Annotated in this window: 10 protein-coding genes; all 10 read right to left on the bottom strand. The window is 70.5% G+C overall.

All coding sequences use genetic code 11. The features are described from left to right. Positions 1–24 precede the first annotated feature (24 nt). The 10 genes from WME89_RS04475 to WME89_RS04430 all read right to left on the bottom strand — a co-directional run bounded on the left by WME89_RS04475 (position 25) and on the right by WME89_RS04430 (position 14826). The gene (locus tag WME89_RS04475; RefSeq protein ID WP_438008020.1) at positions 25–1266 is read right to left on the bottom strand and encodes a patatin-like phospholipase family protein; all 1242 of its coding nucleotides are present in this window, start codon (positions 1264–1266) and stop codon (positions 25–27) included. Further along, positions 1263–2102: a CPBP family intramembrane glutamic endopeptidase gene (locus WME89_RS04470; protein ID WP_438008019.1), complete on the bottom strand. Its 840-nt coding sequence runs from the start codon at positions 2100–2102 to the stop codon at positions 1263–1265. The genes WME89_RS04475 and WME89_RS04470 overlap by 4 nt, the downstream gene beginning before the upstream one ends. A gap of 86 nt (positions 2103–2188) precedes the next feature. Further along, positions 2189–3871: an L-aspartate oxidase gene (locus tag WME89_RS04465; RefSeq protein ID WP_438008018.1), complete on the bottom strand. Its 1683-nt coding sequence runs from the start codon at positions 3869–3871 to the stop codon at positions 2189–2191. Between the two features lie 1411 nt (positions 3872–5282). Beyond that, positions 5283–6026, bottom strand: a complete 744-nt coding sequence (locus tag WME89_RS04460) for a PP2C family protein-serine/threonine phosphatase (protein WP_438008017.1) — start codon at positions 6024–6026, stop codon at positions 5283–5285. 670 nt (positions 6027–6696) lie between these two features. Continuing rightward, on the bottom strand, positions 6697–7488 hold the full coding sequence (locus WME89_RS04455; RefSeq protein ID WP_438008016.1) for a hypothetical protein: 792 nt from the start codon (positions 7486–7488) through the stop codon (positions 6697–6699). Between the two features lie 1139 nt (positions 7489–8627). Then, on the bottom strand, positions 8628–8798 hold the full coding sequence (locus tag WME89_RS04450) for a hypothetical protein (protein WP_438008015.1): 171 nt from the start codon (positions 8796–8798) through the stop codon (positions 8628–8630). A gap of 496 nt (positions 8799–9294) precedes the next feature. Then, positions 9295–10854 carry a PGRS family protein gene (locus WME89_RS04445; RefSeq protein ID WP_438008014.1) on the bottom strand — a complete coding sequence of 520 codons (1560 nt, stop codon included), beginning with the start codon at positions 10852–10854 and terminating at the stop codon, positions 9295–9297. Between the two features lie 20 nt (positions 10855–10874). Beyond that, on the bottom strand, positions 10875–11411 hold the full coding sequence (locus WME89_RS04440; RefSeq protein ID WP_438008013.1) for a hypothetical protein: 537 nt from the start codon (positions 11409–11411) through the stop codon (positions 10875–10877). A gap of 611 nt (positions 11412–12022) precedes the next feature. Then, entirely contained in the window at positions 12023–13612 is a 1590-nt protein-coding gene (locus WME89_RS04435) for a hypothetical protein (protein WP_438008012.1), read from the bottom strand. 20 nt (positions 13613–13632) lie between these two features. After that, complete coding sequence (locus WME89_RS04430; RefSeq protein ID WP_438008011.1) at positions 13633–14826, bottom strand: PEGA domain-containing protein; 1194 nt, start codon at positions 14824–14826, stop codon at positions 13633–13635. Positions 14827–15097: the final 271 nt, after the last annotated feature.

Below are 15097 nucleotides of genomic sequence, written 5' to 3'. Positions count from 1 at the left end.
TGGCCGCGTCGGTCGACCGCGGCCTCAGCCGGCGCCCGTGCCCGAGGTGCGGGCCTCGTGCCACCCCATCGCCTCGACGACGGCGCGGTTCTTCTCCATCCACACCGTGATGCGCTCGCGCGTCGTGCGGTAGGCGTACTCCAGGATGGCGCGCCGCGCGCGCAGGTTGGCCGGGTTGTGGAGGAACAGGAGCGCGTCGTTCGTCGCGGGCTCGAGCACGAGGACCTGCATCTTCCCCTCGGCGAGCGTCCGCCCCACCGCCTGGTGGAGCCGCGCGTGCGCGCCGATCCGCATCGCCTGGTTGAAGATCCAGAGCATGCCCTTGTCGCGCACGCTCTCGCGCACGCCGTGGCCGGTCGGGACCGGGCGGTGCGCGGTGGAGACCGGCACGAGCGGGCTCACGACGATCGTGAGGTCCGCGCCGGCGGCCTGCGCGAGGTCGAGGTGCGCCACGTGCCCGAGCCCGCCGTCGAGGTAGTGGCGGTGGTCGATGCGCACCGGCGTGAAGAACAGCGGGAGCGCGAGCGACGCCGCGCAGGCGAGCGAGACGGGGACGTCGTCGAACCCCTCCGCGCCGAAGACGACGCGCTCGCCCGAGTCGAGGTCGTGCGTCGGGATGCGCAGCGTCCGCGGCATCGCGCGGAACGAGTTCGGGATGCCGCGCCGCAGGAAGAACTCGGCGAGGAACCGCTCGTAGCGATCGAGCCGGAACAGGCCCGCGGGGAGCGAGTCGTTGAAGCGGTCGAGCTGCTCGAAGAGGTACTGCTGCGCCGGCGCGTTGGGGGTCGCGTCGCCCCGGGTCGTGAGCCGGACGACGGCGTGGCGGAGCGCGACGAGGCTCGTGCTGAGCGCGCGCCGCCACTCGCCGAGGTCGATCTGGAGCAGGTGGCCGCGCTCCAGCGGGAAGAAGTTGTCGACCGGATCGAGCAGGGCGCGGTAGAGCCGCTCGATCGGGATGCCGCCGGCGAGGGCCGCGGCCACCGAGGCGCCGCTGCCGTGCCCGAGGTAGAGCGAGAAGCTCTGGTTGTCGATCCCCTCGACCCCGTCCTCGAGCGCCGCGAGCGCGCCGATCTGGTAGAGTGCGCCCGTCAGGCCGCCCCCCGGCAGGCAGAGGCTGACGCGGGCCCGCCCCGGCTCGGCGCGCGCGGCCGAGCGCCCCTCGCCGCTCGGCTCCACGGTCTGCGGGGCGCGGCCGCCGCCGTCCCCCGCTGCGATCTGCGCGGTCCGGCGCTCGCCGCCGCCCTGGCTCTCCACAGCCGGCATCATGAGTGGTCCTCTTCCCTCGCGCGGACCGCACCCTCGGCGCGGTTGCCGAGGGCGCAGGCGAGCGCGATCAACACGAGCGCGCAGGCGGAGCTCGCCGCCACGAGCCACGCCGGCATCGACGTCGTCTCGGGCAGCGCCGCGCCTGCAGCGGCGGGCACTTCGTTGACGTGGCCCGCATCCGCCGCGGACAGGAGCGCGAAGCACTGGATGGCGTTGTAGGTCGCGTGCAGCAGGATGGGCGGCACGAGCGAGCCGCTCGCGACGCGCAGGACGCCGAGCGCAACGCCGAAGATCGCGATCGGCAGGAATTTCTGCCACTCGACGTGGGCGACCGCGAAGAGCACGGCCGTGGTCGCGATGACGAGCGGGGCGCCGTGCTTCCAGCGCATCGGGCGGGTAAGCGCCCCGCGGAAGAAGACCTCCTCCAGCGTGGGGCCGAGCGCGATGAAGATGAGGCCGAGCGCGGCCCGCTCGGCCGCGCTCGCCTCGACGAAGACCCGGACGAGCTCGGCGTCGCTGATCCCCGACGGCCAGCGCCGCTCGATCTGCTCGTAGAGGGCGGCGATGGGCCCCTCGAGCGCGAAGCCGAGCGCGACAGCGAGCGGGTAGAACGCCGCGTGCGTCCGGCGGAGCCCGAGGAACTCGCGGATCGACGCGCGCGGTGCGTGGAGCTGGAGCACGCCGAAGAGCCCGAGCAGGTACGCCGCGGCCTGGCACGCGAAGCTGCTCACGACGTCGAGCTCCGGCGCTGGCCGGAACGAGGCGATCACGCCGAGCAGCCACAGGAACAGGAAGGAGACGCCCGCGACCCAGCCGGCGGCCGCGGGGACCGACATCGGTCGCTCCACGCTGCCTCCCTGGAAGAGTGGGCCGGGCCCTCCGTCGCCGGGCGGAGGCTCGGGGATGCCGCGCGATGGATCGCTCATCGCCCTCGGAGGTACGGCAAGACGCCCCGCTTCACGACCGTATCCGTGGAGAGGCGATCGTTCGTCTCCGGGTAGTCGATGGTCGTGTGCAGCCCGCGGCTCTCGTGCCGGGCGGAGGCGCAGCCGACGATGAGCTCGGCCACGGTGGCGATGTTGCGCAGCTCGAGCAGGTCCCGCGTGACAAGGTGCTTCCAGTAGTACTCGCGGATCTCCTCCTGGAGCAGGGAGATCCGCCGGGCGGCGCGCCGGAGGCGGGCGTCGGACCGGACGATGCCGACATAGTTCCACATGGTCCGGCGCAGCTCGTCCCAGTTGTGGGCGACGACGACCTCCTCGTCGCTCGCGACCGCGTTGCCGACCTGCCACTCGGGCACCTCGGGGAACGGGCTCTGCCTGAGCTCGGCGATCTGGCCGGCGAGGCGCGCGGCGGCGCGGTGGCCGAAGACGAGCCCCTCGAGCAGCGAGTTCGAGGCGAGGCGGTTCGCGCCGTGGAGCCCGGTGCACGTGCACTCGCCGATCGCCCAGAGGCCGGGGATCGTGGTCCTGCCGTAGAGGTCGGTGGTGATGCCGCCGCACATGTAGTGGGCGGCCGGCACGACGGGGATCGGCTGCGAGGTGATGTCGATGCCGTAGCGGAGGCACTGCGCGTGGATCGTCGGGAAGTGCTCGCGGATGAAGCTCGCCGGCCGGTGGGTGATGTCGAGCAGCACGTAGTCCGAGCCGGTCCGCTTCATCTCGAAGTCGATGGCGCGCGCCACGATGTCGCGCGGCGCGAGGTCCTTCCGCGGGTCGTGGTCCGCCATGAAGGCCGTGCCGTCCGGCAGCCGGAGGATGGCGCCCTCGCCGCGCAGCGCCTCGCTCACGAGGAAGCTCTTGGCTTCCGGGTGGAACAGGCAGGTCGGGTGGAACTGGTAGAACTCCATGTTCGCGATCTCGGCGCCGGCCCTGTAGGCCATGGCGACGCCGTCGCCCGTCGCGACGTCCGGGTTCGTCGTGTAGAGGTAGACCTTGCCCGCGCCGCCGGTGGCGAGCACGGTCGCCCGCGCGAGGTAGGTCTCGACGACGTGCGGCTTCGAGGCGGGGCGGTGCCGGGTGGCGGGCCGCTCGGAGTGGGGCGGCCGCGGCGCGCCCGCGTTGAGCGCGGCGTCGGTCTCGTCGAGCACGTAGGCGCCGGCGCAGATGTCCGGCCCGCCGAAGCGGGAGAGCGGGATCAGGTCGATGGCCGTGTGGTGCTCGGCGAAGCGGATGTTCGGGTTCTGCCGGGCCTGCTCGAGGAGCGCGCGCTCGATCTCGAGGCCGGTGGCGTCCGCGGCGTGGACGATCCGCCGCGCGGAGTGGCCCCCCTCGCGCCCGAGGCGCACCTGGCCGTTCTCGTGATCGAACTGCGCGCCCCGCGCGATGAGCTCGCGCACCCGCTCGGGCCCCTCGCGGGCGCAGATCTCGACGACGACGTCGTGGCAGAGGCCCGCCCCCGCCTCGAGGGTGTCGGCGATGTGCGCCTCGGCGGTGTCGTCCGGGGCGAAGACCGCGGCGATGCCTCCCTGGGCGTACTTCGTGTTGGATTCGTCGCGCGCCCGCTTGGTGATGACGATCACCTCACCGTGCTCGGCCGCCTCGAGAGCGAAGGTAAGGCCGGCTACACCGCTGCCGATCACGAGGAAATCTGTCGTTATCGCCACGGCCCGGAGGGTAGCAGGAGCGAGGCGCATGAAGGTAGGCCGTGGTGCGCTTCCCGCGCGCGACAGCGGCGCCGCCGGGGTTCGGGCGGGAGCCGCGCCCGAGCGCCCGGCGGCCTTTGCGGAGCCGGCGCGAGAGCACGGGTGCGCGCCGCGGGGTAAGAGCCGGTGCGAGCCGGGTGGGAGCGCGGGTGCGAGCCGGGCGGGAGCGCGGGTGCGAGCCGGGCGGGAGCGCCGTCGCGCTGTCCGCGGGTGACCGGGCGCAGGCTCAAGAGGAAGTCTGTCTCTGCCTTTCGACTGTCTCGACGAGCTACGACAGGTGAACACGGCGCATCGCGCATATCGCGAGTTCGTGCTCACGTGCATGGTTCACCAGGATGCTTGTCACGAGGCGCAGGTCGTGGCCTGAGAAGAGGCTCGTGGCGAGCCTCGGTCCGCGGTCCGTCCGACTCTCTCCATGGCAGGACTCCCGTCCACGCCAGCGCGTGCCGGGTCATGAGCAAAGCGGTTCAGGGATCGCATGGCCCCGCCCCGAGGCGGGCGCCCCTCTCTCACGGGTCCTTGGGCTCGAGACCAGATGCTCGCACGAGCCTCAGGTGCGTCGCCCTGCTGCGCGCGCTGCGCCGGTGCTGTTCATCCGCCAAGGGCGCGTCCTTCGCCTCGCTGAGGCCGAGCAGGAGCTTGGGACGTATCCCGGAGGGCGGCACGAGGTCCTCCACGGCTTCTCCTCGAGCGGCTCGCCTGGCCAGGCACTGCTCGCAACACCGCTCAGGGTCCCAGTCGATGTCCTCGAGACCAAACTCCCGTACCCATGCCCGCTCCCACTTCCCCATGTGACTCAGGCAGGGGCGCACGCGAGAGGGAGGAATCTCGTCTCGGCAAGACTTCCGGCGCATCGGCATGGGTGCTCCTTCGTAACGGATGGCGCCTATTCTGCCAACCGAGAAGAAGCTCGCCAAGCACTTTCTTCGGGCCATCCTTACCTTGCTTGCGTGCACGCGTTTCACGTCCTGCGACAGATTACGTTCATCGAAGTAAAATTATCACGAAATGAGGAGCCCTCGCTGGCCGCATCCCTTGGTGGTGCGAGGCTCCAGCAGACCCCCGCTCGCCTCGGGCGAGTCTCGGCAGAGCGCACCTCGATCTTGCGGAAGCTCTGGCTCGGCGGCAGGCACACCGGACCGCGCTCGCGCTGACCGTCACGTCGTCGTGCCTGCGCGGGGCCCGCTCCCCACGCCTCGCGACGGACGGGAGTGTCTCGTGGCCGACGGCGGCTCTCCAGGCCGGTCGGTGCTCGGCGCTTCGCCCGCCCCTCCCAGGTTCCGCGCTGCGCGCGGGACGGGAGGGGTCTCCTCACCTCCGCGTCGCCGCCCTCTCGTGCTGGCGCGCCGTTCTTCCTGGTGAGCTCCGCCCCTCAGATGTCGCCGACGCGCGCCAGGAGACACGTCACCTGCTCGGGCTCGCCGTGCTCATGAGCGCAGTCCATCAGCAAGCTCGCCGCGAGCCGCAGCTCGTGGTGCGCCGCAAGGATGCCGGTGATGCGGTGCTCGGGCACAGCGCTCCAGATGCCGACCGAGCACACGAGGAAGATGTCGCCCGGCTCGGTGCGCTCGACCTGGGTCTTCATCTCCACCGCCGCCTCGCAGCCGAGCGCGCGCGTGGCTGCGCTTGCGTGTTGGGTCAACAGGGTCAACACATCCGTCGAGACCGCTGCATCCGACGCGCCACCGTCGAGCACAGCGTCGTCACGCGTTCGCTCCTCCATCCGACCATCACGAAATCGGTAGACGCACATATCGCGGATATAGGCCATGTATGCCGCTCCCGACGCGAGCAGCACACCGGCGAAGCTCACCGGCGCGCCGCTCCGTCCCGGCTCCGGGCGATCGTCCTCGGAGCCGCTGCCGCTCGATCGACGCGGGCTCAACATGAGTCGTATTTCGTCCCGGCAGTGCGGCGCGGTCATCCCACCAGCACAGACGTCGTCCACACCGTCTACCTCGACAGCTGCGTGCACCATCTCGATGGCCGTGCGGGAGACCACCCCTCCGCCGACCCCACCGGCGACCAGAAACAACCCCAGGCAAGGCAACGCACCGAAGCTCTCCTCGTCGTTCGTACGACGCCTCGACACAGGGGCTTCCGCTCCTGCCTCCATGGCGAGCGTTGGGCACACCATCATCCACCTCGCACGCTCGTCACAGGGACGAGCCGAGTCAGGGCGCACCACGCCCGCGGTGCGCCGGATCCCGATCTGTCGCCCATCGTACGGCGCCCCCACCGTGTGTCGTCAGCGCCCCTGGGCCATCGACCTCTGCTCGCTCGTCCGGGCACCTCGCGACGGGCCCTTTCGCTCACGCGCTCAAGATTCCTTGCGCTCGCCAGGCAGCGGGCGCACGAGCTTCAGCAGCATCAGCTTGCTCCGCGCTTTTCGACCTCTCGAGACGGCGCTGCGGCGCCTCCGCTCGGCCTCGGGCATGGGCTGACAGCTCCCGTACATCCCCAAAAGCGATCTGCTGCTGGGCTGCCTTCAGCGACCGTCGGATAACATCCGCAATCGCGGCCCGACGCAGAAGGAGTCAGCAGATCGACGGTCCGTCCGCCCGCGCCTTGGGCATTCCACACCATGGTGGAAAAGTTGTAAGCGCCGAGCAGCCCACCGTGCCGCGTCTCCGCGACAAATCAGTCCCTAGCACCCCGGCGCGGGGTGCGTCCATTCATTTCTTGTTCTCTCCTTCAGCTCAGCAGCTTACCGCCCGCAGCCCTCATTCTCGTGGACCGCATTCCGTTGAGTCATTCAATATTTCCACACAACGACGCCACTCTTGTCACTGGCCGCAGTTCGCCTTGATGCTGAAGTCCCAGCACGCTCCGCTCGCTCCGGGCACACCGGCGTTCTGCTCCGAGCCACCAGGCCCGGCGCTGCCGCCGTCCCCGGCTGTACCCGCCGTGAAGTTCTCCAGCGCAACGGCTGCGCTCGGCGCCGCGGCGTAGGCGATTCCCACCGCATGGCCGCCTCGACCGCCGCCGCCGGGGCCGCCGCGGCCGCCGGAGCCGCCACGACCACCATCGCAGCCGGAGCCACCAAGAGACGAAGCGGTACCTGCGGTCCCGCCACTGCCCCCGCTGGCGCCAGGTCGTCCCAATCCGCCCTTTCCTCCGTTGCCCGCCTTGCCCGCGATGACGGTCACCTCGGTCAGCACCAGCTTCGTTCCCAGGCTGAGGATGCCGATGCTCGATCCGCCGGCTTGGCCGCCGCCTCCTCCTTTGCCTCCGCAGCCGCCGGCTCCGCCTCCGCCGCCGCTGGCGCCAGAAGCCTCCACGGGGTTCCTCGGGTCCCCGCAGAGATACCCCGCCTTCGCTCCGCCGCCTCCGCCGCCTCCTTGGCCTTTCTTGCCGGTGATGCCGGGGGACCCGTCGCCGCCAGTGATGCCGGTGAGGGCGAGGGTGGTGGCGCGGCCGGCGGGGCCGGGGGTGTCGGAGGCGCCATCGCGGCCGGGTTGGCCCTGTTCGCATTCGCCCGTCTCCGTTTGGCCGACGCCCCCGAGGCCCGGAGCGTTGGGGATCGGGTCGGGCAGGGGGATGCCGGCCTGACCGGGCTGGCCGTTGCCGTCGTCCATGCCGGGGATGCCACCGGGGCCGCCTTGACCGCCGCGGGTCTCGCCGTCTTCGCAGAGGGTGACGCCGGGGTCGCCGCCGTAGCTACCGTCATCGCCACTCCCACACCAAGCCACACCGCGCTGGCCGTCCCCAGCACGATGACCGGCCCCCAGCTCCGCTCCTGCGTTGGTGCGATCGGCGTCACGGGCGCGACCGGCGAATTCTCCGCCGTAGGCGCGCCGGATGCAGCCGCGTCGGCCGGCGCGTTCGGCGTCGCCTCCCCCTCCGGAGCGGCCGGCGCCGTCTCTTTCGCCTCCTCGCACCACGCGGTCCGTGCTGGTGTGCCCAAGAGCAGAGCGCTGAAGATATAGATGCACACACCCAGCTCGTGCTTGGCCCTGCGGACCTGCGTGCGATCCACCCCTCTCACGCCCCGCGCCGCACGCAGGCCTGGAGGAGTCCTCCGATCGCCGGCGTTCGTCGCGTCTACGCGGCGCCGCGTCCGTGCGACCGACACCTCGACGACTGGCCGCTCCGACGCGGTGGAATAGCGACCTGCTGCCAGGCTCCCTTCAGCGACCGTCGGATCATATCCGCTATCGCGGCCCGACGCAGAAGGACTCAGCAGTTCAACGGTCCCTCCGCCCGCGCCTTCGGCAGTCCACTCTAGGGTGGTGAAGTTGTAAGCGCCGGGAAGCCCCCCGTGCCGCGTCTCCGCGACAAAACGGTCCCCACCACCCCAGCGCGGGATGCGTCCAATCATTTCTTGTTCTCTCCTTCAGCTCAGCGGCTCACAGACCGCAGCCCTCGTCTTCGATCGATCGCATTCCCTTGAGCCACACACGGTTTCTCCGCCGACTCCACCGGCGACCAGGAACAGCCCCAGACAAGGCAACGTACCAAAGCTCTCCTCGTTGCTCGTACGACGCCTCGACACAGGGGCTTCCGCTCCTGCCTCGATGGCGAGCGTTGGGCACACCATCCTCCACCTAGCACGCTCGTCACAGCGACGAGCCGAGTCTGGCGCACCACGCCCGCGGTACGCCGGTTCCTGATCTGTTAGCCCAGCGCACGGCGCAGCCGCCGTGCGCTGGTCAGCGCGCCTTCGCCCTCAACGTCCCCCCGCTCGAATCGGCACCCTCGAGACCAAGCCTTCCGCTCAACGATCCTTGCGTTCGCGGCGCGGCGAGCGCACGAGCTTCAGCAGCGTCAGCTTGCCGTCGCGCTTGCTTCGCCCCTTCGGACCACCCACCCTGGGTGCGGTCTTCTCCCAGCCGAGGCCCAGCAGCGGCTTCGGTCGGCTCCCCGATGGCGGCGCAAGCTCCTCCACCGCTTCTCCGCGAGCCACTTGCGTAGCGATGCAGTGCTCGCAGCACCGCTCCGGATCCCACGGGATGTCATCGAGGCCGAGCTTCCGTACCCACTTCCGCTCCCACTCCCCGAGCCCGCTCAGGCTGGGGCGCCTGCGAGAGGGAGGGAGGTCATCTTCGCGTGACTTCCGGCGCATGGGCAGGCGGGCTCCATCGGATTCGGGCAGAGCCGATTCTGCCGATGTTGGAAGCGCTCGCCAAGCGGTTTCTTCCAGAAATCGATGCGCTTTCACAGGTTTACGGCCATTCATGAGGAATTGTCACAGAATCGTACGGGCGTCTTCACTTTCCACAGCCCTTGCCTTTGCCAGACATCCAGCGCCCCTTGCTCCCGCCATGCACGCCACCCGGGGATGGCACCTCTCCCCTGCGATCTCGTCTCCTACGATCACCATCTTCTCCCTCGACGGCGCGGTCGGCGCTCTCGACGACGCCGCCCGCTACCTCACCGCTCGCTCACGGAAACTCCTGCTCCGCCGCCATTACGCCTTCGGCGCCTGCATTCTCCGCAACGTTGCTGCTTCCCCCGGGTCCTCCCGCCCCCGCCGTGCCGGGTGTCAGCGTCGTCTGCCCCTGCTGCTTCACCGTCTCGCCTCGGTACGCGATCGCTAGCGATGGCCCGCCGAGGCCTCCTCCTCCCGGGCCACCGTTGCCTCCCTGACCTCCCTTGACCGCCAGCGCACGCAGCTTTGGAGCCGCCCATCCCGGTGCCTCCGATCCCACCGAGGCCGCCGAGGCCGCCCGGCTGCAGATCACCGCCTGCCCCCCCTTGCCCCCGTTGCCCGCCTTCAGCACGCAGTCCTTCAGCGTCACCTTCCCCTCCACGCTCGCCAGCGCGATGCTGGCTCCGCCGGCTCCGCCACCTTGGCCAGGCAGCCCGCCGCAGCCGCCGGGTCCGCCGCTGCCTCCGCTCGCTCCAGCTCCTGGCATGCTGCCTCGGCAGATCGCCGCGCCGCCCTTCGCGCCTCCGCCTCCACCTCCGCCTTGCCCGGGCTTGCCCGCTCTACCGGCCCCGCCGCTCACGCCCACGTAGCCCGACGAGTTCAGCATACCGAGGCCGCTCGCGGCGAGGCCCGCTTCGCCGGGGGTGCCGTTGTCGCCCCCTTGGCCGGTGCCACCAGCGGCACAGCTCCAGTTGCCTGCAGCGGGCTCTCCAGAGCCTGCTGCGCCGAGCGCGCCAGGCTCTCCGATCTGTCCACTGCCACCGTTGTTCACCCTGCCAGCGCCGCCCTCTCCGCCGATCGACAATGCGCCGCCGCACGCGTTCTCGACCTGTGCACCGCCCGCCAGCGTCTCATCGGGCGCTCCCGATGTATCCAGATCGCTGCACGCATCGGTTCCGGCGTTCCCCGGCGACGCCTGCGCCGGCACCTCACTCGGCGCATCCTCTCCCTCCGCGCCGTCCGCTCCGTTGCCGGCGATCAGCTCGCACCGCACGAGCTCCGCCTCCGCGCCATCGACCAGCACCGCGATCGACGAAGCTCCCGGCGCCTGAGCGTCCGCCGCACGCGCCGACACGTCCTCGATCCTCACCGCCCCCTCGCCCCGCATCACCTTCAGCGCGATTGCCTCCTCGCCGGGCGCCACGACCGTCTTCGCCGTCTCGCCGATCCAGCGCCACCCGTTCGCGCAGTCGAGCCCGCCGAAGAGCTTGACGCCTACTGGCAACTCGACAGCCTCCTCGAACTGTTCGGCGCAGGCATAGACCCCCATGCCCTTGTCGCCAGCGCGCCGGAGCGCTTCGGCGAGCGTCGCGACCGGATCGGCGCGGGTGCCTGCATTACCGTCGTTGCCAGTCGAAGCCACGAACACGCCGCAGGCGTCATCCACGGCGCCATCGATCTCGCTCGGCACACATCCGGAAGGCACGACCTCGCTGCCCCTGCCCCGGTGTTTCTCGCACGTGAGCATGAGTTCGCAGTCGTTCTCGATGTGGTGCCAAAGCCCATCGCAGCTGCTGGAGCTCAGCGCGACAGCGACAGTTGACCCCAGCAGGACTCGCCTAAACCTTCTCATCGATCGTTCTCCGGCTCGGCTCACCATGCGCTCACCATCACAAAGCCGACACCATCGACGCACGGCTCCGGAAGCACAAGCAGTGCGGTCGCCTTCTCCGCATTTTTTCCTGGCCACAGGGCATACGTCAGCGCGGCCGTGGCGAGTACAACACCCGATGCAATGTAGCTCCCCAGCGCGATATCGCCCAAGCGACCAGCGCGCTCACCTGCGCGATGAAGCTCAGCGCATTGTCCTGCGAACGACGGGGATGCCAAGCACCCGCCGCCTTCGGCGAAGATCTTGTCCTGTTGAGCGCGTGCTTCCGAGTTCGCACTGTTCGACGCAACCGTCGTCCCCACCCCCACGCCGAGCCCCACCGCGCTCGCCGCCCCCAGCGCGATCACCGGCACCCAGCTTCGCTGTTGCGGCGGCGCCATCGGCTCCACCGGCGCTACCGGCGGCTTCTCTGCCGCGGGCGCACCGGCCCCCGCGCCCGACGCGCTCCCCTCCGCCGCCCTCACGACCGGCGCGGCCTCTCGCGCTTCGCTCTTCGCCGCCGCCATCGCCAGCGCCACTTCCGCCGACCCTCCCTTTGCTCCCGGCGCCGTTTGCTCGCACCACGCGGTTCGCGCTGGGGTGCAGAGGAGAAGAGAGAGCAATGCAAGGATGCCCACCCCCGGCCCGTGCTCGGCCCTGCGGGCCTGCGCGCGGTCCGCCCCTCCCACGCCCCGCGCTACGCGCGGGACGGGAGGGGTCCCCTGCTCGCCGGCGGCTCTCGTGACCGCGCGACAACGCGTCCACCCGGCCTCGGTCATCGCCGGCAACTCTCGCAAGAAGCAAAAGCGATCTGCTGCCGGGCTGCCTTCAGCGACCGTCGGATAACATCCGCAATCGCGGCCCGACGCAGATGGGTGCAGCAGATCGACGGTCCGTCCGCCCGCGCCTTGGGCATTCCACACCATGGTGGAGAAGTTGTAAGCGCCGAGCAGCCCACCGTGCCGCGTTTTCGCGACAAAACGGTCCCTACCACCCCGGCGCGGGGTGCGTCCATTCATTTCTTGTTCTCTCCTTCAGCTCAGCAGCTCACGGTTTCAGCTCAGCAGCTCACGGCCAGCAGCTCTCATGGCCCGAGTAGATTGCATTCCGTTGACTCATTCGGATTTTCCACACAACTTCACCGCTCTGCTCATTGTCCGCAGCTCTCGCCGGTTGTGAGGTTCCAGCAGCCCCCGCTCGCCCCCGGCGCGCCGGCGCTCTCCGGGGGACTGCCAGGCGCAGCGCTGCCGCCATCACCGGCCGTGCCTGGTTTGAATTGCACGACCGGAGCATCGGTCGGTGTCACCGCATACGCGATGCCTACGGCGTGGCCTCCTCGCCCGCCGCCGCCGGGGCCGCCGGCTCCGCCTCGGCCACCGTCGCCTCCCTTGCAGCCGGGGATCGAGGGGGGATTATCCGACGCTGCGCCACCTGCAGCACCGGCGCCGCCATTGGCCCCGTTCTGTCCGACTACTCCGTCTCCGCCCTTGCCCGCCGTCCCCACCTCGACCGTCACCTCCCTCAGCACCAGCTTCGTCCCCAGGCTCACGATCCCGAAGCTCGACCCGCCCGCCTTCCCACCACCACCGCCCTTGCCTCCGCAGCCGCCGGCTCCGCCTCCGCCACCGCTGGCGCCGGGACCATCCAGCGGGTTCGCGACGGGCCCGCAGAACAGCCCTGCTTTCGCGCCTCCGCCGCCACCTCCCCCTTGACCTCGCTTCCCAGATGTGCCGCTACCGCCGTCGCCGCCAGCGATGCGGTTCAGCGTCAGCTGCGTGTCGCTGCCGGCCTCGCCGGCACCGCCGGGATCGCCGCTCTTGCCATTCTCCCCAACTTCGCATTCACCGGCCGCATCGGTTTGACCGACGCCACCGAGGCCCTTGTTGTTCGGGTTCGGCTCCGGCAGCGGCGCACCATCCGCACCCTTCTGCCCATTGCCCTCGTCGGTACCGGTGGTCCCGCCGAGTCCACCGGCGCCGCCGCGCGTCTCGCCGTCATGACACATCGTCACGCCGGGCTCGCCGCCGTAGACAACCTTGCACGCCTCGGACACCACCTCCGACGCGCTCGCTCCTGCCTGCGGCGCCTCCGTCGGCGTCTCGCCGTTCGCGCCGTCCATCCCATCGCCCGCGCTCACGTCCACCTGCGCGAGTTCCGCCTCGATGTCCGCCACCGCCACGCCGATCGACGACCCGCCTGGCTCCGTCGCGCTCGCCGCGTGAACCTTGAAGCTCCGCACCTTCGCCCCGCTCGCGGCTTCCGTCATCGTGAGCGCCACCGCGCCCGCCGGTCCCTCGATCGCGCTCCGCGCCTGTTCGCTCCACGTCCACCCAGCCGCGCAGTTGAAGCCCCCGATCATCGCCAGCTCCGCCTTGATCGTCACGCTCTCCGCGAACGCCCCGCTCGCGCACGCAAGCACTCGCTTGCCCTTCGCCTTCGCGATCGCTTCCCCGAGCGACGCGTACGGCTTCGCCTTCGTCCCGTCCCCGCCCGGTTCCGCGCTCGCGCTCGCGAACACCGCGCACTCGTCGCTCACCGTGCTCGCAGCCTTTGTCGGATCCGCCTCGCACGCGGGGTTCGGGATCCCGCCGCCCGTACCTTCCCACAGCCCCCGGTGGTGCTCACACGTGAGCGTGAACTCGCAGTCCTCCGCGACGTTGCTCCACACCGTATCGCAACCGGCGGAGCAGAGGACGAACCCCAGGGAGCACAGCTTCCAGCGCAATCGATTCTTCTTCATCGCATCCTCGTATCGGCTCTTCACCATGCCCCCTGCACCGTGATCCCTCCGTAACCGATACGCGCTTCGGGCAGAGCACGCACCTTGCCCGACGCCACGGTCGCCGAACGCGGCCACAGCGCGTAGGTCACGGCTGCGATGGCCAGCACGCCCGACGCCGCGTAGGCCACGGTGGCTGCACGTCCGAACGTGTCGACGCGCGATGCCGTCTCCCGCAGCTCAGAGCACGCTTGTTCGTAGGCGGGCGGCGCATCCGGGCAGCCACCGCCGGCCTTGAGGATCGCATCTGCCTGCGCGCGCCCATCGGCGCTCGCATCGTTCGACGCCACCGTCATCCCGATCCCCACGCCGAGCCCCACCGCGCTCGCCGCCCCCAGCGCGATCACCGGCACCCAGTTCCGCTCTTGCGGCCGAGGTGGTGGTTCCACCGGCGCCCCGGGCGCCAGCCCTGCCGCAGGTGCGCCGGCCCCGGTCCCCGCGCCGGGCGCGCTCCCCTCCGCCGCCCTCGCAACCGGCGCGCCATCCCGCGCTTCGCTCTTCGCCGCCGCCATCGCCAGCGCCACTTCCGCCGACCCTCCCTTCGCCACCTTCACCGTCTCGTTCGCCGGCGCGTACCCCTCCAGCCTCGCCTCCACACGGTGCTCGCCGGCATCGACAAACACCTCTCCTTCCAGCGGCGCCCGGCCCACGGCCTTGCCGTCCACCAGCACCTCCGCTCCCGCCACCCCCACCGTCACCCTCACAGCGCCCACCTGCGCTCGCGACTCCGCCAGCCTCTGCTCCGCCGTCACTTTCAGCTTCGCTGCCGCCTTCATCAACGGCCAGTGCCTCAGCGCGAACGAGAGGTACTGCGCCGCTTCCCTGTGCTTCTTCAGCTTGTATTCCGTGTTCCCGAGGTTGTACGCCACGTCGAACGTCGGGTTCAGCTCCCACGCCGACTCAAGCGCCGTTTCGACCTCCAGGAGCTTCCTCGACCCCACGAAAAGCGACGAGCTACGTTGCTCGCACCACGCAGCTCGCGCTGGTGTGAAGAAGAAGCAGAACAGAAGCACGGAGAGAAGATGGCTGCCCACCCCCGGCCCGTGCTCGGCCCTTCGGGCCTGCGCGCGGTCCGCCCCTCCCACGCCCCGCGCGTAGCGCGGGACGGGAGGGGTCGCCTGAGCACCGGCGGCTCCCCAGACGGCGCTGCGGCGCGTCCGCTCGGCCGCGGCCATGGCTGACATCTCTCGTACATCCCAAAAGCGATCTGCTGCCGGGCTGCCTTCAGCGACCGTCGGATAACATCCGCAATCGCGGCCCGACGCAGATGGGTGCAGCAGATCGACGGTCCGTCCGCCCGCGCCTTGGGCATTCCACACCATGGTGGAAAAGTTGTAAGCGCCGAGCAGCCCACCGTGCCGCGTCTCCGCGACAAACCGGTCCCTACCACCCCGGCGCGGGGTGCGTCCATTCATTTCTTGTTCTCTCCTTCAGCTCAGCAGCTCA

This window comes from Sorangium sp. So ce321 (assembly GCF_051530195.1).
Lineage (GTDB): Bacteria > Myxococcota_A > Polyangia > Polyangiales > Polyangiaceae > Sorangium.
This window is presented reverse-complemented; position numbering and strand designations above follow the sequence as displayed.